At 49.5% G+C, this 23230-nt stretch carries 21 protein-coding genes and 1 pseudogene; 11 read left to right on the plus strand and 11 right to left on the minus strand.

All coding sequences use genetic code 11. The features are described 5' to 3' along the window. Positions 1-65: 65 nt before the first annotated feature. Both H1B31_RS07595 and H1B31_RS07600 read right to left on the minus strand, forming a co-directional pair. Positions 66-320, minus strand: coding sequence for a peptide deformylase (locus H1B31_RS07595; RefSeq protein ID WP_264175545.1), 255 nt, complete (start codon positions 318-320; stop codon positions 66-68). Positions 321-460: 140 nt separating this feature from the next. Next, complete coding sequence (locus H1B31_RS07600; protein ID WP_185979875.1) at positions 461-1735, minus strand: pectate lyase family protein; 1275 nt, start codon at positions 1733-1735, stop codon at positions 461-463. A gap of 227 nt (positions 1736-1962) precedes the next feature. On the opposite strand from H1B31_RS07600, the gene H1B31_RS07605 reads away from it, so the two are divergent. Continuing rightward, positions 1963-2574, plus strand: a complete 612-nt coding sequence (locus H1B31_RS07605) for an IS5 family transposase (protein WP_226372086.1) — start codon at positions 1963-1965, stop codon at positions 2572-2574. A 155-nt stretch (positions 2575-2729) separates the two neighbouring features. Beyond that, positions 2730-3491, plus strand: a pseudogene (locus H1B31_RS07610) (recombinase zinc beta ribbon domain-containing protein); the annotation flags it as partial. Between the two features lie 278 nt (positions 3492-3769). Here H1B31_RS07610 and H1B31_RS07615 read toward each other — a convergent pair. Both H1B31_RS07615 and H1B31_RS07620 read right to left on the minus strand, forming a co-directional pair. Next, a complete protein-coding gene (locus tag H1B31_RS07615; RefSeq protein ID WP_221933435.1) occupies positions 3770-5401 on the minus strand; it encodes an IS1182 family transposase in 1632 nt (543 codons plus the stop codon). Between the two features lie 124 nt (positions 5402-5525). Then, positions 5526-6872, minus strand: a complete 1347-nt coding sequence (locus H1B31_RS07620) for an S-layer homology domain-containing protein (RefSeq protein WP_009440454.1) — start codon at positions 6870-6872, stop codon at positions 5526-5528. Positions 6873-7314: 442 nt separating this feature from the next. On the opposite strand from H1B31_RS07620, the gene H1B31_RS07625 reads away from it, so the two are divergent. Next, complete coding sequence (locus H1B31_RS07625; RefSeq protein WP_009440456.1) at positions 7315-8196, plus strand: RpnC/YadD family protein; 882 nt, start codon at positions 7315-7317, stop codon at positions 8194-8196. 216 nt (positions 8197-8412) lie between these two features. Here H1B31_RS07625 and H1B31_RS07630 read toward each other — a convergent pair whose 3' ends face one another. Continuing rightward, on the minus strand, positions 8413-8778 hold the full coding sequence (locus tag H1B31_RS07630) for a pyridoxamine 5'-phosphate oxidase family protein (protein WP_157049415.1): 366 nt from the start codon (positions 8776-8778) through the stop codon (positions 8413-8415). Between the two features lie 178 nt (positions 8779-8956). After that, positions 8957-9565: an SAP domain-containing protein gene (locus H1B31_RS07635; protein ID WP_083475859.1), complete on the minus strand. Its 609-nt coding sequence runs from the start codon at positions 9563-9565 to the stop codon at positions 8957-8959. A 40-nt stretch (positions 9566-9605) separates the two neighbouring features. Here H1B31_RS07635 and H1B31_RS07640 point away from each other — a divergent pair, with 40 nt between their 5' ends. Next, entirely contained in the window at positions 9606-10037 is a 432-nt protein-coding gene (locus H1B31_RS07640) for a WYL domain-containing protein (RefSeq protein WP_185979876.1), read from the plus strand. Here H1B31_RS07640 and H1B31_RS07645 read toward each other — a convergent pair whose 3' ends face one another. Next, positions 10038-10835 carry an SDR family NAD(P)-dependent oxidoreductase gene (locus H1B31_RS07645; RefSeq protein WP_185979877.1) on the minus strand — a complete coding sequence of 266 codons (798 nt, stop codon included), beginning with the start codon at positions 10833-10835 and terminating at the stop codon, positions 10038-10040. It abuts the gene before it with no gap. Between the two features lie 66 nt (positions 10836-10901). On the opposite strand from H1B31_RS07645, the gene H1B31_RS07650 reads away from it, so the two are divergent. Both H1B31_RS07650 and H1B31_RS07655 read left to right on the plus strand, forming a co-directional pair. After that, positions 10902-11273 (plus strand): MerR family transcriptional regulator, encoded by a 372-nt coding sequence (locus tag H1B31_RS07650; RefSeq protein ID WP_185979878.1) that lies wholly within the window; start codon positions 10902-10904, stop codon positions 11271-11273. Between the two features lie 152 nt (positions 11274-11425). Then, a complete protein-coding gene (locus tag H1B31_RS07655) occupies positions 11426-12523 on the plus strand; it encodes a YifB family Mg chelatase-like AAA ATPase (RefSeq protein WP_185979879.1) in 1098 nt (365 codons plus the stop codon). Between the two features lie 83 nt (positions 12524-12606). Here H1B31_RS07655 and H1B31_RS07660 read toward each other — a convergent pair whose 3' ends face one another. The 4 genes from H1B31_RS07660 to H1B31_RS07675 form a co-directional block, all read right to left on the minus strand. After that, entirely contained in the window at positions 12607-12954 is a 348-nt protein-coding gene (locus H1B31_RS07660) for a winged helix-turn-helix domain-containing protein (protein WP_185979880.1), read from the minus strand. Continuing rightward, on the minus strand, positions 12951-13862 hold the full coding sequence (locus H1B31_RS07665) for an ORF6N domain-containing protein (RefSeq protein ID WP_037365866.1): 912 nt from the start codon (positions 13860-13862) through the stop codon (positions 12951-12953). The genes H1B31_RS07660 and H1B31_RS07665 overlap by 4 nt, the downstream gene beginning before the upstream one ends. Positions 13863-13923: 61 nt before the next feature. Then, entirely contained in the window at positions 13924-14244 is a 321-nt protein-coding gene (locus H1B31_RS07670) for an ORF6N domain-containing protein (RefSeq protein WP_226372162.1), read from the minus strand. Between the two features lie 231 nt (positions 14245-14475). Continuing rightward, positions 14476-17082 carry an NACHT domain-containing protein gene (locus tag H1B31_RS07675; RefSeq protein WP_185979881.1) on the minus strand — a complete coding sequence of 869 codons (2607 nt, stop codon included), beginning with the start codon at positions 17080-17082 and terminating at the stop codon, positions 14476-14478. A 472-nt stretch (positions 17083-17554) separates the two neighbouring features. Between H1B31_RS07675 and H1B31_RS07680 the strand changes: the two genes are divergently transcribed. From H1B31_RS07680 to H1B31_RS07700, 5 genes are all read left to right on the plus strand, one after another. Beyond that, complete coding sequence (locus H1B31_RS07680) at positions 17555-18211, plus strand: RNA polymerase sigma factor (protein WP_185979882.1); 657 nt, start codon at positions 17555-17557, stop codon at positions 18209-18211. Positions 18212-18297: 86 nt separating this feature from the next. Further along, entirely contained in the window at positions 18298-18588 is a 291-nt protein-coding gene (locus tag H1B31_RS07685) for an NAD-dependent DNA ligase (protein WP_185979883.1), read from the plus strand. Further along, the gene (locus H1B31_RS07690; RefSeq protein WP_185979884.1) at positions 18578-19702 is read left to right on the plus strand and encodes a DUF2800 domain-containing protein; all 1125 of its coding nucleotides are present in this window, start codon (positions 18578-18580) and stop codon (positions 19700-19702) included. Before H1B31_RS07685 ends, H1B31_RS07690 begins: the two co-directional genes overlap by 11 nt. 11 nt (positions 19703-19713) lie before the next feature. After that, positions 19714-20274 (plus strand): DUF2815 family protein, encoded by a 561-nt coding sequence (locus tag H1B31_RS07695; RefSeq protein ID WP_185979885.1) that lies wholly within the window; start codon positions 19714-19716, stop codon positions 20272-20274. Positions 20275-20341: 67 nt separating this feature from the next. After that, positions 20342-23221, plus strand: a complete 2880-nt coding sequence (locus H1B31_RS07700) for a DNA polymerase (RefSeq protein WP_185979886.1) — start codon at positions 20342-20344, stop codon at positions 23219-23221. Positions 23222-23230 lie beyond the last annotated feature (9 nt).

Here is a 23230-nt window from a genome sequence, read left to right on the forward strand (position 1 = left end):
TCAATAAAATACGAATTACCATTATGTGAAAACCTCGGACTGCGTTTATATGCAGCCCGAGGTTTTCATATCAAGACTCCGTTGCAGTGGTCTATCTCATGTTGAATGATCTTTGCCGTAGAGCCAGAAAACTTGTTTTTCTGTTTGCGAAATTTTATGTCGCGGTATGTGACTTCGATCCATTCATGCCGCATCGTTTTTCTCTGTCCGGGGAGGGAGAGACATCCTTCTCCCGTTTCGTATTGCTCGGAGGATGCTTTTACAACCTCCGGATTCAGCATGACGAGATGAGATTTGATATTGTCAACTGTTCTTGACAATATCAGATCTACTTGGTTGCAGGAAAATTAAAATTAGCTACACCTGTTCTGTTCTGAAAATAACTTTTCTACTAGTTTTGGAGTAGAGCCAAAAAGCTGCTGTACGAAACAAATGTGCAGCAGGCTTTTACTGATGATTTTTATGGCGTCACCGCTTCCTTAAACACGCCTGCCTGCTGTAAAACTTTTGCCTTCACCTCATTCACATCGTCAATTTTCATCGATCGCTCGGGCGTCCACGCGACCGGTGATAAATGCTCGCTAAATGTATCGATTTTCTCGCCATTAAAGATATTATTGACCGCAGTAAACTCCGTCCCGCCAAACACCTTGACAAAATCTTGATACGTCCTGCCGTCGATATCTGCGACATTATTTTCGGCATATATTTTTGAGTTCTTTCCAACGCCCAGCGAATACTCATAAGGATATCCACCGTTTTCCTCATACGTCTGGTAGTAATTATTATACACGTGAACCTTTCCCCATCTCACGCGCGGTGCGCGCTGAACCAAATTATGAAAATAGTTATGATGCAGCGTCACATTCAGTTTGCCATCGTCCGACGTTTTTGCATCACTGTTCCCGATCAAGATTGCTTTATTGTGACGTTCAAAAATATTGTATGACATCGTGATGTCGTCCGCCTGATTCGTGATATCGACCAAGCCGTCTCGATGCTCGTATTCACGATGAAAATACGTTTCCGTCGGCTGCGTGCCATCCGCGAAATGACAATGATCGATCCAAATATGCGTGCCCCCACGGATCGTAATGCTGTCATACTGAGAATTCCAGTTGCCGTCCGGCCCATCGTTTGGATCCCACGACGGGAAATCATCATAGGGGGACTCAAACATAATATTTCGGATGATAATATTGTCCGCATCGAGGACTAAATCCACGCCCTTTAATTTCGCATGTTCAATCCCAATGATGCTCGTATTGGCAGGAACATGAACCATGATGTTTTTCTCCTGATTTTTTTGAGATTGTTTTCTTTTTTCCTCCTGCTCTTCTTTTCGGCTTTGCGGCACGGTACTATGCGGTGCATACGCGTCCAAATACTGCTGAAAATCATAGCCCTCCGCCATATAATCTTCCATCGTCAGGTGCTTTCCATCCGCGTCCGTATCAAAGTCGATCGTTCCGTAAACCATCAAAATCCTAGGTTCCGTATTTTTGCGATTCTCCAATGCGGCAATAAGCTCCTGCCTATTGGTCACGCGGAAAATATTGTCCTCTACGGCAGCAGCCCCGCCGGTCGTACCGCTGCCCTCTGCGGCAAACCCATCATTTTTAGCGAGCACTTCCCGGATAAAATCCGTTTTTCCCATCGGGCTCTGGACAAACGGCAAGAGAAAAACAGCCGCTAACGCACCGATGTAGGCAATCAGAAAAAGCTTCTTTTTCATGGTTTTATCTCCCTGTCGTCATTATCTTAATGGAGAGCTCCTCTCCCCATAGTATACCACTTATGAAAGAAAATAGGGTTGAGCGGGTATGACCGATCAAAAAAAGATCGCTTCATGCCATCTTCTTTGATGATATTCGCAGAAAGAGGAAAAATGCGTTAATAAGAACAACACGACGAGAAGCCTTTCTGGATGCCATGGAGTCCATTATTCCTTGGAACGAATGGATGAAACTTATTGCGCCGTACTATGTCCAGAAAGAGCGCAGCAGAAAACTGATCCCCGCGCCGAGTTCGACCAAGAACGCGACAAAGTCCAGCGATCCTGAGATGCACTCCACGAAGAAGGGGAATCCGTGGTACTTCGGCATGAAGATCCATTCCGGTGCAGATGCCGGAACAGGCTATGTCCATACGATTACCGCAACAGCTGCCAACGTACACGACATCGCGAAGGCTCATGAACTGGTTCGCGAAGATGACCATACGGTCTATGGAGATTCCGGCTATCTCGGTGTGGAAAAGCGCACGGAAATCCGAGAGACGCCCGCTCTTTCAGGTGTGGACTACCGCATTGCCAAAAGGCCCTCGCAGAACCGCATGACAAAAGCATACAAAGGAACGAATTGGGACAGGAAGATCGAGCATGCGAAAGCCTCGGTTCGCAGCAAGGTGGAGCATCCTTTTCTCATTGTGAAGAGGATGTTTCATGCGTCCAAGACAAGGTATCGCGGACTCAGGAAGAACCTTTTGCAATACGATCTGTTCTTTGCGTCGGCGAATCTCGTTATGTGTCTGCGGGCGGGAAGGCAGAGAGGGTTTTCCATGACAACGGGATAAGTGTGCCCTTTTTCTCGAAATTTCCCGTTCAAACGGGAGGTTCGGGGAAAGAAAGGGAGCAGTCGGGGCGGTGTTGCACGCTATTTTTCACTGCAATTTGTGAAATTCGTGCCTGTGGATCATGTAGCTATGATTATCCGCTATTTATCAGCGATTCCACAGGTGAGATTCCGCAGTATTACGTGGAGGAGCATCACGAGGCGATTATCCCTCCAGACTTGTTCGACTTTGTGCAGTCGGAGATAAAACGCAGAGAGCAGAATGGCAAGCACAGCGGTGTGAGCATCTTTGCGAACAAAATCAAATGCGGCTGCTGCGGAGGTTGGTATGGCGCGAAGGTATGGCACTCGACCGACAAATACCGCAGAGTCATCTATCGCTGCAACAAGAAATATACCCACAAGGGAAAGCCATGCAGCACGAGGCATCTGACGGAAGAGGAAATCAAACAGATTTTCGTTAAGGCACTGAACTCCTTGATGGAAGTCAAAGAGAATGTGATTGCGGAACTCAGCTCTCTGATTGACAGCGTTTGCCAGATGGATGAGCTGACTGAGGAGCGTAATAGAATAGAGCAGGAACTCAGTGTTTTGGCAGAACGCCTTGAAACACTGATTCGCGAGAATGCGCGGGTGGCACAGAATCAGACAGCGTATCTGAAACAGGAGAATGAGATTCGCGCACGCTATCTGGAAAAGCAGGGGCATATAGCGAGGTTGGATGAGCAAATTGCCGAGAGGGAGGGCAAGAGAAAGACCTTGGATGGAATGATACGGATGATCTGTGGTATCAACGGGGAGCAGGTTGCGTTTGACGAGGAGCTATGGGGCGGACTGCTCGATCACATTGCAGTTAAGGAGGATGGCGAAATAGTTGTTATTTTCAAGGGCGGGATTGAGATTGATGTTGAGGGGTGAAGATATAAATTCAAGAGATCACCTTTCACGCAAAAGATTCCATCACGCAGAAGATTCCATTTACCAGAAGTAGCCTCGCAACAGACGCCGCAAAAAGGGACTGTTGCACGAAGGTAAATTTATCTTTGTGCAACAGTCCATCTTTTCGTATAGGGGCAGATCGGTGAAACAACGGTAACGAAAACTTGCACCTCTACAGAAATAGGGCACACGAATAAGGACGATTGCAATGCTCGCCCTTATTCGTGTGCCCTTATTGATTTATTTCCGACGTCTTCTTATGCCGCTTCTCTCAATGATACCAGATGCCGCTCCAACGTGCCGCTCTGTATCTTTTGATGCAGTTTGAAGACGTTGTGTGCCAGTGCCAGCAGAATCGTCTCACCCAAGACATTCGCACGCCCCCTCGTAAGAAAGCGGCGAAATCCAAAGGCTCCCTTGATCTGTGCAAAGACACCCTCTGCCTGGATGCTGCGGTTCATCCGCAGGACGATGCCTTCCGTGCTCTTGATCCGTGCAAGGTTCTTTGCACGCTCTCGTTGAAAGACCTTGGCAACCTCCAATCTCTTGGTTCGTTCCTCCATTGGTATCTTGCTGTGGTTGCCATGGATGCACTGCTTCTTTCTTTCGCAGCCGTTGCAGTCTGTACACGTGTACATGGTCTTTTCGCTCACATACCCGCGCGCACTCTTTGTCCTGCGCGTCCCCGTCACAACAAGTCGCCGCCCCTCAGCGCACCGGTAGACATCCTCCGCCGCAAGGTAGTTCATGTTCTCCCGCCGCCCGATGTCCTGCTTCCATTTGCGCTTCTTGCTCACTTCGTAGTTGTTCGGCTTGATGTAGGAGGCCTGTCCCTTTTCCCTCAAATGCAGGTAGTTCTCCTCTCTCTCATATCCTGCATCGGCGACGAGTTTGCGGCTCCTTTTTCCGATGTGTGCGTGAAAATCCTCCAAAAACGGGATGAGTGTCCGTGTATCTGTTGGGTTCGGGTAAACACCTGCCCATACGATAAAGGATGCCTCCACGCCATATTGCAGATTATATGCCGGCTTTAACTGACCGTTCTTCATTGCATCTTCTTTCATCCGCATGAAGGTTGCTTCATAATCTGTCTTGGAAAAGCTGTTGCGCTCCCCACAGATGTGCAGTTTCTTTGTGTAGTCCTTCAGACGGCTGATGTAAGAGTCCAATGTCTCCATGGTACGCTGAAGCACGGTCTTTCGTCTTCCACTCCCGTAAACGAAGATGATGTTTTGCTCTTTTTGGATGCGTTTCAAACGTCGGCGCAGACGTTTCAGATGGTGCAGGCGAATCTCAGAGCCACGGCGCAGGTGAATACCGAACTCTTTTTCTACGCCGGCAAGAAAGGTGTCGAGTTTCTCCATGAGTTTGGTACGGTTCTTTGCAACGCCTTTTTTCCAAACGAAGGTGTACTTGCCCGCAACGGCTTCGATCTTTGTACCGTCGACAAAGAGGTTCTCAAACGAGATGGCTCCAACGGATGCAAGAAACTGTGCCATTTGTGCCAGAATCTCCTTGGCGCAGGGGGCAAAGTGATCCCTGCGAAAACGGGCAATGGTTGTGTGATCCGGTGCGGGTTGCCCTTCGAGCAGATACATGAAGTGGATGTCCCTTAGGCATACCTCCTCGATGCGGCGGGAACTGTAGATTTGATTCATGTATGCGTAGATGAGGATGGCAAGCAGCTGATGCGGTGATACGAGATTCCGCTCGGCACGCCGAAAGCTCCTGTACAGTGGTGTAAGATCCATTTGATGGATGCAGTGGAGCAGGAGGCGAACGGGATCGTCCTTCTTGATTTGAAATTCAAAGTTGAGGGGGAGACTGGGTTGAAATGTGCCTCCGTAGGATGTATAATCCTTATGTAAAATTTGGTTTTGCATACTCATATTTTACGCCAGAAGCCGGTGTTTGAAAACACCGGCTTCTGTGTTTTTGCACAAAATTGAGGCTGCTGCACGGTTGTTTCGTGCAACAGCCCCTTTTCTTATGCGGCGGGTGCCGCAAGTATTTTTAGAAGAAGAACTCGACGCGGCCGAAGAGTTTCTCCGCCTTGTCGTCAGCTGTCGGTCCGACATAGATCTCCTTGCCGCGGAAATATTTCGCCGAGAGCACTACGTTTTTGAAAAGCGTATAATCCGTACCGAGCTCTACGCCCTTCGTATCCCACATGGCACCGTCGCTCGTCGGGAACGGGGAAGCGAATCCGCCGAGTTTGCGGTAGGCAACATAAGCGCCCCACGATCCCTTGTCCTCCGGGTCAGCTCCCTTGTACTCATAGGTGACCTGCCAGGAACTCTTTGCATTGTCCGCCTTTGTGTTCTCCGCGTAAGCACCGGAGAGCATGCCTGCGTCGCCGAATCGGACGCCGCCGTTCACGGCCCAGATATCCGCCTTCGTGTTTCTAAGATTCTCGGCTCTGTCGTTGAGGTACCGGACCGTATTTCTCCTGTGGAAATGCATCCCTCTGAAATAATTGGAGCCCAGATGGTAGTAGCCCGCACCCAGCAGGACATTATTCTTGTCATACTGCAGTTCGACGCCCTGATAGTTCGCCACGTCTTCATCCCCCGGCAGGTTGTGCGCACCGTGACCGCCGCCGGGCGCGCCGAAGGCGTCGTCCAGATCAATGCGGCCGGCCTGCAGTTTGAACTTCAAATCCTTGCCAAAGCTGACCTCGGCGCCCGAGAACTCATCGTCGAACACGAGAGCGCCGGGTTTCGCATACGCCTCGGCAGAGAGCAGTTCCATCTTGCCGAGTTTCACCTGGAAGTTGCCGTAGTCTCCCTGTGCATAGAGCCGTTTAAGCGTGACTTTGTCTCCGTCGTCATCTCCCGCGTCCGTTTTCAGCTTGGTCTCCGCATCAAGGCGTGCGTTCACGTGCCAGTGGCTGTTGATCTCAGCCGACGGTTCGAGGCGGAACAAGAGATTGTCATCGTTCGTCTTCGTATGATTGAACTTCTTGCGCTGACTCGTATAGGTATACTCGAGTTTGCCGTTCCACTTCACCATGTCGGCATTGCGCTCGAGGTTGGAGACACGGACGCCTAGGTTGTTGAGCTCATCCGCGAATTCAGCGGCAAGGCGGTCGACGAGCGCGCGATCCGATGCGGACATATCGCCCTTTGCCATCGCCTTTGCGACCATCTGCGCCATCTCGTAACGCGTGATGTTGCGGTCGCCGCGGAACGTGCCGTCACCGTAGCCTTCGACAACGCCGTCGGCCGCGAGCTGCGTCACGGCGTCGTATGCCCAGTGATCGCGGGGCACATCGGAGAACGGGTTCGCAGCGGCGAACGTGGTGCTTGCCGCACCGACAACAAGAGCCGTTGCCAGCGCGGATACGAGAGTCTTCTTCATGAGAAACTCCTCCTTCTGATAAATAGAACTTTATCGATTTCCAAAAGGAGCGAATTCTCGCTGAAGTATCCTTGTTTCCTTTTCGCGATAGATTCCCAATCTCTTGGAACGATTTCATCATAGCATGCGAATTAACAAATTGCAAGCTTTATGAGTAAAAAATTTTATATCAGGTTATAATTTTCATCTTATTTTCAGTCCCGGATGCGCGATTTCCCGCGGCGGACGGCCCGATCTCCCGCTCCGTACGGGCTGCGCAGGCCGCCGGTTTTTTTCGGTTCCGCTCGCAGGATGCGCCGCGATTCGCCCGCCAAAAAACAAAAACGAGCTCGGCTTACGAAATTCAATCGTTCGCTGCACATTTTCATGCGGGCGATGCGCCGCTGCTCTTGTCACACAAAAGTTTTTCATAGTATAATAGGGACAAGGAGATGAGCGTGTGATGAAACCGGGGAAACGCAATTACAAGGACTCGCTGTTTCGCGATATATTCAACGATCCGCTGCGTCTGCCCGGTCTCTATCAAGCACTTGAGGGAAGCGCGGCGTCTCCCGATGAGATCAAGCTCGCCGGCATCGACGAGACGTTATTCTCAGGGATCAAGAACGATGTGAGTTTCTTTGTCCGCGATCGGCATGTGATCCTCGCCGAGCATCAAAGCACGATCAATGCGAATATGCCCCTGCGGCTCGCGATGTATCTCATGGAGATCTATCGGCAGTATATTCCCGCGGATGCGGTCTACCGGCGCGCGCTCATTTCGCTCCCCGCACCGCGCTGTTATGTGCTCTACAACGGCGAAGCGGAGATACCCGATCGCCAGATGTTGCGGCTGTCCGAGGCCTTCGGCAGGCAAAAGAGTTCAATGGAGCTTGAAGTCGAGATCATCAATATCAATGATGCGCCAAAGCGCGACATCCTGGAAAGGTGTCACGAGTTAAAGTCCTATAGTGTCTTCATCGCCAAGGTGCGCGAGAGCGTCAATCATGGAAGTATGCTCAAATCCGCCGTTATCGACGCGGTTGAGTACTGTATCAAGAATGACTATCTAAGAGATTATTTCCGGAAGAAATATAAGGAGGAGGTTTTCGATATGCTGAACTTTGCATGGGATCAAGAGCGCGCCCTCCAGGTGCGTGCCGAGGAAGCGATGGAAATAGGAATGGAAAAGGGATTGGAAAAAGGCAGACAGGAAGGCAAGCAAGAGGGGTTGGTGCGTTCGATTCGCAATCTTATGGAGAACCTGCAATGGACGCCCGATAAGGCGATGGACGCGCTATCTGTCCCCCCAGCGGAGCGCAGCCGATACAAGGCAATACTGTAATAATGGACCGGCCGGGGCTGTCCATGGAAAAGGCAATGGACGTTCTGCACCCGCCCGGAGAACGCAGGAAGTATGAGCTTTTGGTGAAGGGCTGAGGTAAAATCGCCCTGCGATTTTAGCCGCAAAAAAGGGGCTGTAACGGTAGTGTCAAAAACACTATTTCGTTACAGTCCCTAAGAAAGATGCCCTTCAATCATCGGTATGGGGCAGCAACACTCAAATCGTCACCGTTCCACTGTGTTCCATATCGACGGTCACTGTCGCAGTGGGAAATGTGATCTCGTAGACAATGAGTGCGTCACCGACCGCAGCAATTGTTTCGTCGTAGCCCGGAATCTTTGCTGTGAATGTATCGGCGAGGTCGAAGATACTGCGCTTGCTCTTCGCGGCAGTGCCGACGGCACGGACATGTGCCGTTCCCCCGTCATGAGGGATCGTGGTGAACGAAACTGTATGGTTTGCGTCGATTTCACCAACCTTTGCATTGTCTGGAAAGGTTGCGAAGTAGACGAGCTTTTTCTCCTCTGCATAGACAAAATTCACAATGCGCACATGGGGCGTATTGTCCACCGATGATAGCATGAGGACAATATGGACGTGATGGATGTAGGGGGTTGTTCTGTTTAAGGAAACAAAGTGGATGAAGATTGGTACTCTATAGGGGGACATTGGCAGGGAAAAGATGCGCTGAGAGAAGTTGGACTACAGTTATCAGCGTTTCTTACAATACAGTCAACAAATTAATTAAGACATGTTATCCTTAAAGCTTTTCGAGTTGTTTTAAATGATCTTGCACTAATGTGTGTGAATACATTTTAGGTTGATCGGAATCACGAACAATTCGCCATAGGATAGCAGCTGCCTTTAATTTTGATTTGAACTTGTCATTTATGGGATCAGCGCAGAAATCTTTTAAGAAGCGGTTCCATTCGCATGCAGAAGAATCATACTTTGCATACGTCGATATCCCCTTATATACATTCAACATGTCCTGTATAGTAAACGATGTGTCGTGATCCGCTTTCACCTTTCGCCATGCGGTCGCCATATCTGCTGTAAATTTAAAGGGAGCAACCCTCGTCAGATTTGAGAAATATGTTCTAAACTTTGTGTTGAACGAAAAGTTGCAAGCAAGTAATGGTGTGTCCAAGGAAATCGCTCCAGATGATATCATCTGCTCTTTTTCGGGAGTGGCTTTGACTATGTTCCCTTTAAAGTATTCTGCAATGTTGTGATTGAGATCTTTTTTTACCCCCCCGTGTGCAATTCCAATCTTTTTGCAAATCTCTACGAGTTCTGTTCGATACCAATAATATTTTATAAACTCCTCATATGAGCGAATCTCATCAAATGCAGGACGCTGTGCCATAATGACATCTCCTTTCGTAAATAGCAGGTCAGACAAATAGATGTTTATCATTATATCACATTTATGGTATGACACAGCGCATGATTTCGAGATGGGGCAGGCGCGTGTCTTTCGGTGTGACCGCATCACTGCGGTGGAGGAGTGTATGGATGTGGCGGGGATGCCTCTCTCGTCCTTTGCACGCCCCTCAGAGGAACTTTATCGCCGTGCAGATGCTCTCTCCTTTGTTGTCGAAATTACAGCAAAAGGACGAGATTTTTTTTATAAAGAACACTATTCATCCATGCGACTTGTGGAGGAGAATGGGCGGTACTATATCCATGGATTTTACAATGTGGGCGAGGAGGAGTTTATCGCGGATTACTTTATCCACTATGGAGATGAAGTTCAAACGGTCGAGTCTATGGCACTCAGAGAGGTGATCCGTACACGGCTACGTACGTTGACGATGCATTATAAGGAGATGGCGTAATTACTCATCGACTACATTTTGATTATGTGCAGAACCTCCCGCATAGGGAAACTGTGGCAGGCACAAACGAAATGCGAAGGTCTCGCGATCAACGATACCGATTGTCTGGTCGCTATCGTATAGGGCGAGAAGGAACTCTGCCATTTGGTTGCTTGTGTGATAGGTGCCGAACACCTTGTCATAGTCATAGGCGGCGTTGTTGTTCGCGACTGCGCCGAACTCGGTCTTCGTTGCAGCGGGGGCAAGGAGCTTTGCACGGAGCTTCGCGCCGCGTGCTATGAGTTCATGTGCGAGTCCCTCGGTGAATGCACTGACATAGAATTTTGTCGCGCAGTAGGTGACAGCAGTTGGGACAATGGTGTAGCCGCCGACGGAGGAAATGTTGATCAGCTGCGTATCTTCTATCTCAGCGAAGTCTCGTACGAAGAGTGTGGAAAAGACGGTCAGTGCCTCGATGTTTAGATGAAGCATTTGTCTGATTTTGTCAAGGTCGGATGTGCCGACTGCGCCATAGCTTCCAAAGCCCGCATTGTTGATCCATGTCCCAATAGGTAAGGCTTTTATTGTATCATAGACTTGTGTGACGTTCTCGACAGAAGAGAGATCGGCAGTTTTGATAACGATGTCCAGTGCCGGATGTGCGGTAAGAATCTCTTCCTTTAGGGCATTTAGTCGCTCTGTGCGCCGTGCAATAAGGATGAGGTTGTGTCCGCGCTCAGCGAATGCTTTTGCTGTCGCCGCTCCGATGCCGGAGCTTGCTCCCGTGATGACGGTGTATCTGTTGTTTTGTTTGCTCATGATGAAATCCTCCTTCTGGCACTACTTTACAATGTAGAGTATACTCTATGTCAAGGAGAGGATTTTATGGAATATAGTATTGGTGAATTTTCACGGAAAACGGGGCTGGGAATTCATACGCTGCGTTACTATGAGCATGAGGGACTGCTCCTGCCGGAGCGTACGGCAGCGAATCGACGGCGATACTCTGAACATGATGTTGCGTGGGCAGAGTTCCTCCTACGCCTCAAGGAGACGGGAATGCCAATTCGGGAGATTCGGCACTATGCTGCGCTGCGGGCAGAGGGCGACGATACTCTTTCGGCGCGGATGGAAATGCTCACAGAACATCGTGCCAATCTTGCAGCAGAGCTGGATAGGCTGCACGCACATATGGAGGCACTCGATGCTAAAATTGCATTTTATCGTGCGGCAATCGTGGAGTGTGATAAAGCGTGATTTGATGCGGAGAGGTCAATGTCATATCATTTGCATAGAAAAAGTGCTGCGGTGATACATGGGGGCACACATGTTTTGCAAAGAATCATTAGGCAACAACCCCTATCCTGTGTTATAATTTTCTTATATTTGAAACGTAGGAGGGAAGGCCGTTGTTTGCAAAGACTTATGGTGCGACGACCCTCGGGATTGACGGACGGATTATCGACGTTGAGGTGGATGTATCGCCCGGGCTGCCGGGCTTTGAACTGGTGGGGCTTCCCGATACGTCGGTGAAGGAGTCAAAGGAGCGGGTACGGACTGCCATTCGGAACTCCGGCATTCAGCTGCGGCAGGAGCGGGTGACGGTGAACCTTGCACCCGCCGATGTGCGAAAGGACAGTTCGGGGCTTGATCTGCCGATTGCGGTTGGACTCCTTGTATCCTATGGCATGGTTCCGGAGGAAGCCGTTCAGCACGCGCTCTTTTCGGCAGAACTCTCCCTCGATGGGAATTGCCGTCCGATCAGCGGCATTCTTCCGATGGCGATTACGGCGCGGGAACACGGATTAACGGAGTTCTACGTTGCACCGTCGAATGCAGACGAGGCACTCCTCATTGACGGGCTGAAGGTCTATGCGGTCGAGAATCTGGCGCAGCTTGTGCGTCATCTGACGGGCGTGGAAATGCTTTCTCCCGCCATGCCACACGTAACAGAGCAGAAAAAGGACGCCGCCTTCACCGATGACTTTGCGGATGTGCAGGGACAGTATCAGGCGAAGCGTGCGCTTGAGATTGCAGCGGCAGGAGGGCACAATGTCCTCATGGTTGGCGTGCCCGGTTCGGGCAAGACGATGCTGGCGCGCCGCATGAGTTCGATTCTGCCGGAGCTGACGAAGGAAGAAGCCATTGAGATCACAAAGATCTACAGCATCTCGGGGCTGCTCGGAAAGGATACGGGGCTTGTGACGACGCGTCCCTTCCGCAGTCCGCATCATACCTCCTCGACGGTGGCGATGATCGGCGGCGGGAGCATCCCTCGTCCGGGCGAGGTGACGCTTGCCCATCACGGCGTGCTCTTTCTCGACGAGCTGCCAGAGTTCAGCAAGAAGACGCTTGAGGTACTGCGCGAGCCGATCGAGGATCGTCAGATTACCGTGTCGCGTGCGAACGCAACACTGACCTTTCCCTCTAGTATCATTTTGGTAGCGGCAATGAACGAAGTAACGTCGATAACGATACAATGTAATGATGAACGAGATTCTGCTTAATGCTTTATTGAATCACACAAATCAATTCCATAAAACTATAGGGTCGAGTGCATGGGAGTTTCTTATGCCTCGACCCTATAGTTTCAATTGTTGATTTTCCAGTGTCCGAATCGCTTGCTGCCGATGGGCTCGATGCTGCCTGTTTCACGAAGCTGTTTTACCTCGCGCTCAATTGTTCTTTTTGCGACACCTAGCCTTTCTGCCATTTCAACCATTGTTATTTTAGGATTAGCTACGACCAGTTCCAGAATTTTATACGCTATACCGACATCCAAACCGACATTATGTCGGTTTGGGGATTTAGGATGAGAGACAAGTGGACTATGGGGAGCCTTAAAATGAACTCGAAGTCCATTTCTTCGTAATTCATAAAACGGAAGGTCTGCCCCCAACTCCTTGCAGGCCTCGCAGAGCTGTGAATGTCTTTTCACAAATGTGTCAGAAGTTCCTGTAGGAGAGCCTCATCTTGCAAAAGCGTGATGGCAAAACATTTCTTTCCGGCATCTTTGAGCGATGCGCCGATGTGATATGCCTCTTGGTGGTCAAGAATAAGGAAACGATCGTGAAAGGCATTGGTGTGATTAATGGTAAGCGTTGGATATTGACTGTTGAAGGTCGCAACATCTGCTGCCGTCAATCTCGTATTGTTGAATGTGTGGATTTCCACGGAAACATTAGCTTGTTTTTTTGCCAGCAGATTGAGCGTTCCTATATCTACATAGCCGTCAATGAGAATGATGTCCTTGGTTGCCTTTTGAATCAAGCTCGCCAATAAGCTGAATGCATCGTAGATTTGCCCGTTGAAGAATATCTTTTGACTGGACTCCGTGTGGGCGTGGATAAAGTCAAAGACTTGCTCGAATTTTTCATCGGTTTCTTTTTGAGAGACGAGTTGCTTTAGCTCCATTCGTTCTATGCGCTCGAAAAGATGGGCATTGCTGGCGATGAAATGTCGCATCTCAACAAAAGCCCGCATAATGCCGATGCTGACCTCTATGGCGACATCACTTCGCAGTACTCCGGACAGCATGGAAATCCCTTGCTCGGTGTAGACGTAGGGGAGATAGCGTCTGCCGCCATGCACAGTGTCACTTGAAATCCCAATTTGGGATTTCAAGATTTCAAACTCATCTTCTGTGAGTTGAAAGCGAAAATCCTCTGGAAAGCGACGGGCGTTGCGGGCTACATTACGGTTCAGTATCCTTGTTTCTACCTGATAAAGCCGCGCCAAATCTGAGTCTAGCATGACTTGAATGCCACGAACGGTGTATACCAAATTCCGTATGTGGCTTGTGTCTATCGGCGCTATGGATGTCTGATCAGGGGCTTTCTCACTCATAAAAGTTCCTTTCCTTTTGAGGTGCCAAATTGGGATCTCAAATTTTGCTGGTGAATAGCAATTAACCAAATTTTCTTGAGGTAGTCTTTACTAATTCCACAGAAATATTCCTGCGGAGAATTGCTGACAACATAGCTATACTCTGTTCGGTAAACGCGTAAGGCAGGATTCGCCGCCCGCCATGTGCGGAACTTGACATCACGATTTGTGATGTCAAGTTTGCCTCCTCCTTGGTTAACTGGAAGCAATATCTTTCGGGAAATCTTTTCTGATTCCGCTTCACAGCCTGATTCAGAACCCGTATCTCCACTTGATAGAGCATAGCAAGATCGCTGGCAAGCATTACCTGTTGATTACGTAGTGTAAATAAATCGACTGATATTTGGAGTGTCTGTGGCCGACGAGATGGACACTGGTTGAATTTCTTTCATGATGCTTTACCTCCTCGATAACTGGTGTGTTGCATCCCTCGGTTTTTTTATGTAGCTGGGCATGAGAAGGAAAAATTAGCTTATCCCTTACACAAGTTGTTAAACGTTATTGGAACTTCCTGCCTGTGTAGTTATTGAAGTGATAAACAGAAACTTGGAATAGGGGGATTGCAAAGTTTGAGCTACTGAAACAAATCAAACAAATCGTCGCCAACAGCCTGCTCTTTATCGATAAGTTCCTGCATATATGCTCTAACGGCTAAAAACTCTGCCCTTATTGGAAAGTCATCACTTTCAAGTAAGTGGATAGTATCTTCGTGTTTCTCTGGATTTCTTAGGATGGCTTCGATATCAATTTCATAATATCTTCCGACGACCTCAGGCTCTCCGAAGTACTCCTTATATTCCCAAGGTACGGCATTCTTGTTTATCAGAGAACCCGATTCGAACTCAGGGGATTTATAATCTGAATCAAGATAAACCCATTCATCCATAAGATATTCATCCTCTTGTGGTAATTCATCAAAGTCCAATGTCGCAGCTATATCTTGGATTCTGATAATTGCATTGTAAATAAAGGAGTTTGCTTCATTTCGAATCCATAGGCTTGTCTCTCCGCTCTCATAGTACAGTACAGGATACAGTTCCTCAAGAAAGGTCCAATAGCCATTTTTAGCGTCGCACATTACAAAGAGTGATTTTAGAAATGGAGAGAATATATACTCTTCAATTTTCTCCGGGATCATGTCATACAGCATATTGAATGCCTTATCTGAGTAGTGACGGCGATTCTTGTTTTCAAAAAAATCACCAATTCGCTTCAAGTTTTTGTCCTTTTGCTTTGAAAAGTACAAGGCGCAGAAATACTCTTGGAAAGAGCGATGGGTGAAATGATACTTTCCGTTCTCGTAAAACATAAGGCACATATTTTCAACGAGGTCATCTCTGAAATCCGACGGCGTGACGTTATGCAGTTCTTTTGTACGTTCGTGCAGACTGTTAAAATACTGGTCAAACAGAAGATCCGTGAATTCAAACTTCTCATCACGATAGCTTCGTGCACAGAACTCAGCAAAATAGTCTGCAAACCGATCTGCAGTCAATCCTGTCTTTAAGACGCGTTTGTATGCTCCTTTGCTTGCATCGTGTTTTTGGGATAATGTGATGTATGCCTCTCTGTAAAAAATATGCATTTTTGATGGAATCTCTGCAAATTGCTCATACGTCATAAGCATGATGGTGAGAAGGAGTGGATTTTCGGTGAACTCCATATGTGTACGAAATAGGGTGTTATCTAATTCATTTCGGAAATTCGCCTTGATTGCCGGCTCGTCCGGTCTAAAATCCAACTTGTCAATCAGTGAAAGTGCCTGTTCTTTAGTAAATGGGCAGAGGTTGAGTACGGTAAATCTATGAAGGGATATAAATGCTCCGGCTGGGCGAGAGGATATGACGAACATGTTATCGGTGTACTTGTCGGCAAAAAATTCAAGGTCATGTTCGAACTTCTTCCTACAGTCTGATTTTATTTCATCTAAGCCATCAAACAGTAGCAAGCACGATCCATGTGAGAGTAGTTTTGAGAGGTCGTTTAGTTTTTTAGATCCACCGAGACCCTCAAATTTTTCAAAAATGTAATCCAATAAGCTGTCATAGGAATCACTGTAGTCCTTCAAAGGAATAAAGATAGGAATTTTCCCAAACTCATCAAAATGCTCTATGGAATCCAAAAGAAGGTGACGCATCATCATCGATTTTCCGAGACCGCCCGTACCGGAAATCAAGATGAAATTTGAACACTCGTGCAGTAACTGTGCTGTGCTGTTTTCTATAATTTTCCTGCGGTAACTGTTCTTTTTAATATAGATTCTTTGCTCGATGTTGTTGCAGATGTAAAAATTATAAAACTCCACGGGCGCATCGTTATAAAGAAGAGTTTTCAATTTATTGTATTTTTCACGAGTATTTTTAAGGTATGCGCGATATTCGTCTTTGGGAGAACGCATACTACGTCGGCTCGCCCAGTCTAGATCAAAATCGCTAGACCTCTTATCGACCAGAACCTTACGTGGTCTGATGGAATCTTTATGCTCGCCTGATACAGGTTCGTCGACCTGAATTATATGGACAGAAACACTATTGCCCCAGTTCTTTCCAACCTCTGAATTAAACTTGCGCTTTGCTCTCTTTACAGTAGGTCGATCATGCCATGAATCAATAGTAGCTGCACCAACGGTGTTATCTGCTCGGTTCGATAAAATGAAATGCCAAATACCAAGAAGGAATGGCTGCAGTTCGATGTTCTGCGCCGTGAGCAGATGCTTTTTATCCATTGGATGACCGTTTTGGTCAATGTAGAATATTTCATCTGTGATACTGGAGTCTCGGCTGATCGTATCGAGAATGGCACGAACGAGCCACCTCCCCATGTTTTTCTCATCGATGAAAGACAATGAAAATTGGCACATGCGCTGAAGAGGGGAGAAAAAAGTCTCTTTTATCTCACGGTCAAACGTGTGGATGAGCTCCTCTTTATCGAATGGAAGATATTCATTGGCAGAGAGTCTGCACGCTTTATATGAAGAAGTATGGGTTCGGATCGAACGTCCCGCAGGAGAAATATAGTCGGGGAAAGCCACACGGATGAGCCCTTCAAGAACCTCGCTGTCATTCAGACCGTCCTTTTCGCCAACCGCATTTTTCCTAGCGGCAGTTCTCTGTTTTCTTGCCTGAAGAAGCAGGGTGAAGAAGGTGCCGCCGCATAATACGTATTCTTTGTTTTCCAGCATAAAAATACCTCATTTGCAAGTATTGACACTATTAACGCAGTTGACGCTATTGACTGCTGTTTACTATTTACAGCAACACTATTGCATATAGGATGAGCCTCAGAGATTGAATCTCTGGGGCTTTATTTTTTGACGATTGTGCATGTATCAATTATAGCACGGCTTTTCTGATTTTATAAGGAAAAATTCTAATCAAAAAGCGGTGACCAAATCGGATGTATGTGTCCGCTTCTATGTAGAGAAAGCTTTTTAAGGTGGTGGTAGGAAGATTCAAATTTGGTTTCCCTAGGTAAGTCAATCTGTTGTCCAAGATGGCCATAGGACGGCGGGATGCGAATAGGGATGCTGACAGGTAACGAGCCTGTCAGTATTCCTATGCTCCCACCGTGCTTCTTTATGCCCATTTTCGGACTGAAGCCCGTGCGTAGTTTTGCATCCCGCCGTTCGGCAAGAACGAAAGGAACGCAAAACTATGAAAATCCAGCTTAACGGTATTATCAAAGACTACTCTGCGCAGGAGGTCAAGGCTCTCCAACAGCAAGGGCATCGTTTTCAGCTCAGTAAGAAGCTGGGCGTGTATGTTCCCGTCCCAATCCAGATTCACGAAAATGGTGGAACCAGAGATACGGGGATGGATGAGCTCGTCCGTCGCAAAGCAACCGGCGAGAAATTCCTCAAGGCATCGGGACAGGCGATTTATGCGCCGGTCGATACCGAGCAATACTCCGTCGTCATGCGCCCCATCTGGCGGGAGGATAAGCGGGAAAAGCGCGAGCAGCACTGTATCTATGAAGGAAAACCCTGCTGCGCCAACCGCAGCTGTGATGGATGCTCACATCCCGTGTATCGGACAATCTCCTTGGAGCGTGCGGTGGAACTCAACGATCCCGCGCTTCCCGTTCACGAGGATGTCACCGAGACCGTCAGTTGCAGAGAGCGCAATCGCAAATTGTACGAGGCTCTCGGTGAACTCGATCCCATCGACCATGAAATTCTCGTCCGCAGAGCGGCGGGAGAGTCGGAGCGTGCCATTGCCACCGCTGTCGGCTTCAAATCTAAGGAAAGCATTCGTAAGCGCATGAATAAGTTCATGCCAGGGCTTCAGGCACAGCTCAAAGATTTTATGTAAAAATCGGTGACCAAAACATACGGCGGTGTCCTCTTCTTTATAGGAAGGTGAAAATACCCGCAGTCAATCGAAAGGAAGTGATCTCCATGCGGGAGGAAAATGAAGCAATAGCCGAGCTTATCGGCGCTCTTCACCGACTGGTTAATGTCTTGGAGGAATTCGTGCAGAGTTCCGAAGGAGAGGAACCGTTGCCAACGGAGAAGACAGAAGCACCGACCCTTGAGGAGGTACGCGCCGTACTTGCGAAACTCTCTGTCGAAGGACACAGTGCCGCCGTCAAGGCACTGATTGCCAAGTTCGGTGCGGACAAACTCAGCGACATCGCACCGGAGCAGTATGCGGCACTCTTGAAGGAGGCTGAGCACATTGGCACGTAAGCATGCCCTCCTCTCTGCATCCTCTGCCGCACGTTGGATCGCCTGTCCGCCGTCGGCACGACTCAATGCGGAGAAATCCGACACGCCGAGTGCGTACGCAGCCCAGGGGACGGACGCGCATATGCTCTGCGAGTACAAACTCCGCAAGGCTCTGGGTGAGCGGGTACGCGATCCGACCAAGCATCTCACTTCCTATGACACTGAGATGGAAGAGTGTGCTGAGGCATACTGCCAGTTCGTGATGGAGCAGGTCGAGCAGTTCCGTGCCGAGAGCAAGGACACGATGGTGTCGGTGGAGCAGCGCGTCGATTTCTCGGCGTTCGTGCCGGATGGCTTCGGCACAGCTGACACGCTCATCATTTCGGGCAAGAAAGTCTGCATTGTGGACTACAAGCACGGCAAAGGCATCGAGGTCAGTGCTGACCACAATCCGCAGATGATGTGTTACGCGCTCGGGTGCATCCAGATGTTCGACGGTCTCTATGACATCGAAGAGGTACGGATGGTGATCTTCCAACCTCGTCTCGCCAACATCTCGGAGTTCAGCATCTCGAAAGCCGACCTTCTGGCATGGGCGGCAGATACGCTTGTACCTGCGGCAAAACTGGCACACGCAGGAGAAGGCGAGTTCAGTGCAGGGGCGCACTGTCAGTTCTGCAAGATCAAGGCGACCTGCCGTAAACGGGTAGAGTACAATCTGGAACTCGCCCGGTATGACTTCGAGATGCCGCCGACACTGGAGGATGCCGAGGTGGAGGCGGTGCTTGCAAAAGCCGACACGCTCGCCGCATGGGTCAGCGACATCAAGGAATACGCCTTGCAGCGGGCGATTCAAGGAAAACAGTGGACGGACTGGAAACTGGTCGAAGGTCGCTCGAATCGGAAATACACTGACGAGGCGGTTGTCGCTAAAACCGTCAAAGAAGCGGGCTTCGAGCCGTATGAGCAGAAACTGCTCGGGATTACAGCGATGACCAGTCTGCTCGGAAAAAATAAGTTTGAGGAACTGCTCGGAGGCTTCATCGTAAAGCCACAGGGGAAACCAACCCTTGCTCCGATGAGCGACAAGCGGCCTGTGATGAATACTGCAGCAGAAGATTTTAAGGAAAGTTGAGGAAAAGTACCATGGCAAAAGTTATCAATCCGACAAAAGTGATCACGGGTGTCAAGACACGTTGGAGCTATGCCAACGTCTGGCAGGCAAAGTCCATCAACGGCGGTACGCCGAAGTACAGTGTGTCGCTTATTATTCCCAAGTCCGACACCAAGACCGTGACCGCAGTCAAGAACGCCATTCAGGCGGCGTACGAGGAAGGGCAATCAAAGCTCAAGGGCAGCAGCAAGTCCGTGCCCGCACTCACGGCGATCAAGAACCCACTCCGTGACGGCGATGTGGAACGCCCGGACGATGCGGCATACAAGGACAGCTACTTCATCAACGCCAACTCGGCTACGGCTCCCGGCATCGTGGATGCTGCCCGCAATCCGATCATCGAGCACTCGGAGGTCTACTCCGGCGTTTACGGACGCGCAAGCATCAACTTCTACGCATTCAACTCGAACGGCAACAAGGGCATCGCTTGCGGGCTGAACAACCTGCAGAAGATTTCCGACGGTGAGCCGCTCGGCGGCAAGACACGCGCCGAGGATGACTTCGCCGATGAGGACGAAGATTTCCTCAGCTAAATAGGACTAGGTGACACGGGCAGCGGGGATTCGTCCTCGCTGCCTTTGTCGAAGAAGGAGAAGTGACATGAAGTCTATTTCTATCGATCTTGAAACTCGGAGCAGTGTAGATATTGGGAAAAGCGGCGTTTATCGTTACGCAGAGGCAGAGGACTTTGCGATCCTGCTTTTCGGCTATGCCGTGGATGGAGGCACGGTGGAGGTCATCGATATTGCCAATGGAGAGCAGATTCCGCAGGAAATTTTGGACGCACTGATCGATGAGAGCGTCATCAAGTGGGCGTTTAATGCCAACTTTGAGCGTGTGTGTCTGTCGCGTTACTTGTCGGACTTGGGGATAGACCTCGATCCGTTCCGTGACAATCATCCGCTTTCCAAAGAGTGTGCCCGTTTTCTGAATCCCCACAGCTGGCGATGCACAATGGTCTGGTCTGCCTACATGGGCTTGCCATTATCGCTTGCCGCCGTGGGCAGAGTGTTGGGACTGGAAGAGCAGAAAATGACCGAGGGCAAGGCACTCATTCGATCTTTTTCTACACCTCCGTTCCACGAACCCACAGGAGAGAAGTGGGAACTCTTCAAAGCCTATAATCGCCGTGATGTCGAAGTGGAGACGGCAATACAGAAACGTCTGTCCAAATATCCTGTGCCGCAATCGGTATGGGAGGAGTATGTGCTCGACCAAGAAATCAATGATCGTGGAATACGGCTTGATATGCCTCTCGTGGAGAATGCCGTCCAGATTGACGCGACCACAAAGGACAAGTTGATGGAACGCCTGAAAGCTCTGACCAGGCTTGAGAATCCGAACAGCGTGGCGCAGATGAAAGAATGGCTCAAAGAGCGCGGTGTTGAAACGGAGTCACTTGATAAGAAGTCTGTGACAGCTTTGCTCAAGACCGCCCAGTCTCCTGTCTCCGATGTATTGGTGCTTCGTCAGCAACTCGCGAAATCCTCGGTGAAGAAATATCAGGCGATGAGAAATGCCGTCTGTGTGGACAGCCGTGCACGGGGAATGTTTCAATTTTACGGAGCAAATCGCACCGGACGTTTTGCGGGACGCATCGTGCAACTGCAAAATCTTCCGCAGAATCATCTCTCCGACCTCAAATGCGCTCGTGACCTTGTGCGGCAGGGAAATTATGCGGCACTGGAAATGCTCTATGACCCCGTACCGGATGTGTTGTCGCAGCTGATTCGCACTGCCTTTATCCCGAAGGAGGGCAGAAAATTCATCGTTGCGGACTTCTCTGCCATCGAAGCGCGGGTGCTATCATGGCTTGCCAAGGAGCGATGGCGCATGGATGTTTTTGAGGGTAACGGCGATATCTACTGCGCTACGGCGGGCAGGATGTTTCATTGTAATGTAGTGAAACACGGTGAGAACGGGCATCTCAGGCAAAAAGGGAAACAGGCAGAACTGGCGTGTATCGCTGAGGGACAGCTTGTCCTTACGAATGAAGGACTTGTCCCTATTGAGTATGTCCGTGCGGAGCATTTGCTCTGGGACGGAGAAAGCTGGGTCAGCCATGATGGTGTCATTTTCAAAGGCGAACGGGAGGTAATTACCTATGAAGGTCTTACAGCAACCCCGGATCATCTCGTCTGGGTTCAGGGGAAATCGCAGCCGATACAGTTTGGAGATGCCGCCTCCTGCGGCGCACATCTCGTACAAACAGGAGATGGTGGGACGGCAATTCGGCTGGGTGAGAATCATCAGCCCGGAAAAGAGATGGAATGCGGCAATGAATCATTGCTACGTTCTGACAAAATGTACGGGATGCGGTGCAATCCAGTGGCAGTACTTGGACAATCTTCGCAGCGGGAAATCGAAGGGCTGCCAGAGCTGTTCGCAACCGAGACAGATTCCATCTTGGTTGGACAGACGACTCACAGCAGCAAAACAACGCTGCGAGAACCCGAACGACAGGGCGTACCCTCTGTATGGAGGGCGAGGGATCAAGTTCGATTTTCCGAGTGTGACGGAGGCAGGTCTGTATCTCATAAAAACATTCGGTCTGCCCTCACGCTCGATGGAACTGGATCGCATCGATACGAACGGAAATTACACCAAAGGGAATCTACGCTTTGTACCCAGAGCGCAAAATCAAGCAAACCGCAGAATTACGGTTTTGTCGGAGTTTCATCAGGAGTATTGGCCTTATTGCCGCGCTGTGGTAACGAGAAAACTGTCCGCAGGAATGACTCGTTCGGAGATTATCAAAGCTGCGGAGACAGCTGTCAGCGAGAAAAGGAAGAATTGGCGTATCATCAGCGCACGGCTCGACTTTATGACATCAGAAATGCCGGAAAGCATCACCGTTTTACCGTATCGGGAAAATTAGTCCACAACTGCGGCTACGGCGGATCCGTCGGTGCGCTGAAAGCGTTCGGCGCATTGGAGTCCGGGATGAAGGAAGAGGAGCTGAAGCCGCTCGTGGATGCTTGGCGTGCAGCAAATCTGAGCATAGTGGATTTCTGGTGGGCTGTGGATCGTGCCGCAAAGGACTGCATCAAGGAACGCAGCACAAAAATCACGCACGGTATCCGGTTCATCTATCAGGGCAGCATGATGTTCATCGAACTACCGAGTGGCAGACGGCTTTCCTATGTGAAGCCGCGCATTGGAGAGAATCGGTTTGGCGGCGAATCCATCACCTATATGGGACTCGACCTATCGAAAAAGTGGGCGCGGATCGAATCCTACGGCCCGAAGCTCGTGGAAAACATCACGCAGGCAATCAGCCGTGACATTCTCTGTTATGCCATGCAGACGCTGCGAACGATGGACATTGTCGCGCACGTCCATGACGAACTCATCATCGAATGCGACGAGCGAGTCTCTCTTGTTGCCGTGTGTGAGCAGATGGCGCGAACCCCGCCTTGGGCAGACGGACTCCCGCTCCGTGCCGATGGTTTCGAGTGCCAATTCTATCAGAAAGATTGACTTCAATCC

The organism is Selenomonas timonae (assembly GCF_014250475.1).
In the GTDB taxonomy this organism is placed as follows: Bacteria; Bacillota; Negativicutes; order Selenomonadales; family Selenomonadaceae; genus Centipeda; species Centipeda timonae.

What these genes read in the sequence shown, in the direction of transcription:
- H1B31_RS07630 (WP_157049415.1), bottom strand. Translation starts at nt 8,778, where the DNA reads ATGCTATCATCGGTGGACAATACGCCCCATGTGCGCATTGTGAATTTT.
- H1B31_RS07685 (WP_185979883.1), top strand. Translation starts at nt 18,298, where the DNA reads ATGCGGGAGGAAAATGAAGCAATAGCCGAGCTTATCGGCGCTCTTCAC.
- H1B31_RS07615 (WP_221933435.1), bottom strand. Translation starts at nt 5,401, where the DNA reads ATGAGTATGCAAAACCAAATTTTACATAAGGATTATACATCCTACGGA.
- H1B31_RS07640 (WP_185979876.1), top strand. Translation starts at nt 9,606, where the DNA reads ATGTTTATCATTATATCACATTTATGGTATGACACAGCGCATGATTTC.
- H1B31_RS07650 (WP_185979878.1), top strand. Translation starts at nt 10,902, where the DNA reads ATGGAATATAGTATTGGTGAATTTTCACGGAAAACGGGGCTGGGAATT.
- H1B31_RS07605 (WP_226372086.1), top strand. Translation starts at nt 1,963, where the DNA reads ATGAAACTTATTGCGCCGTACTATGTCCAGAAAGAGCGCAGCAGAAAA.
- H1B31_RS07695 (WP_185979885.1), top strand. Translation starts at nt 19,714, where the DNA reads ATGGCAAAAGTTATCAATCCGACAAAAGTGATCACGGGTGTCAAGACA.
- H1B31_RS07635 (WP_083475859.1), bottom strand. Translation starts at nt 9,565, where the DNA reads ATGGCACAGCGTCCTGCATTTGATGAGATTCGCTCATATGAGGAGTTT.
- H1B31_RS07620 (WP_009440454.1), bottom strand. Translation starts at nt 6,872, where the DNA reads ATGAAGAAGACTCTCGTATCCGCGCTGGCAACGGCTCTTGTTGTCGGT.
- H1B31_RS07600 (WP_185979875.1), bottom strand. Translation starts at nt 1,735, where the DNA reads ATGAAAAAGAAGCTTTTTCTGATTGCCTACATCGGTGCGTTAGCGGCT.
- H1B31_RS07700 (WP_185979886.1), top strand. Translation starts at nt 20,342, where the DNA reads ATGAAGTCTATTTCTATCGATCTTGAAACTCGGAGCAGTGTAGATATT.
- H1B31_RS07665 (WP_037365866.1), bottom strand. Translation starts at nt 13,862, where the DNA reads ATGAGTGAGAAAGCCCCTGATCAGACATCCATAGCGCCGATAGACACA.
- H1B31_RS07675 (WP_185979881.1), bottom strand. Translation starts at nt 17,082, where the DNA reads ATGCTGGAAAACAAAGAATACGTATTATGCGGCGGCACCTTCTTCACC.
- H1B31_RS07680 (WP_185979882.1), top strand. Translation starts at nt 17,555, where the DNA reads ATGAAAATCCAGCTTAACGGTATTATCAAAGACTACTCTGCGCAGGAG.
- H1B31_RS07645 (WP_185979877.1), bottom strand. Translation starts at nt 10,835, where the DNA reads ATGAGCAAACAAAACAACAGATACACCGTCATCACGGGAGCAAGCTCC.
- H1B31_RS07625 (WP_009440456.1), top strand. Translation starts at nt 7,315, where the DNA reads ATGAAACCGGGGAAACGCAATTACAAGGACTCGCTGTTTCGCGATATA.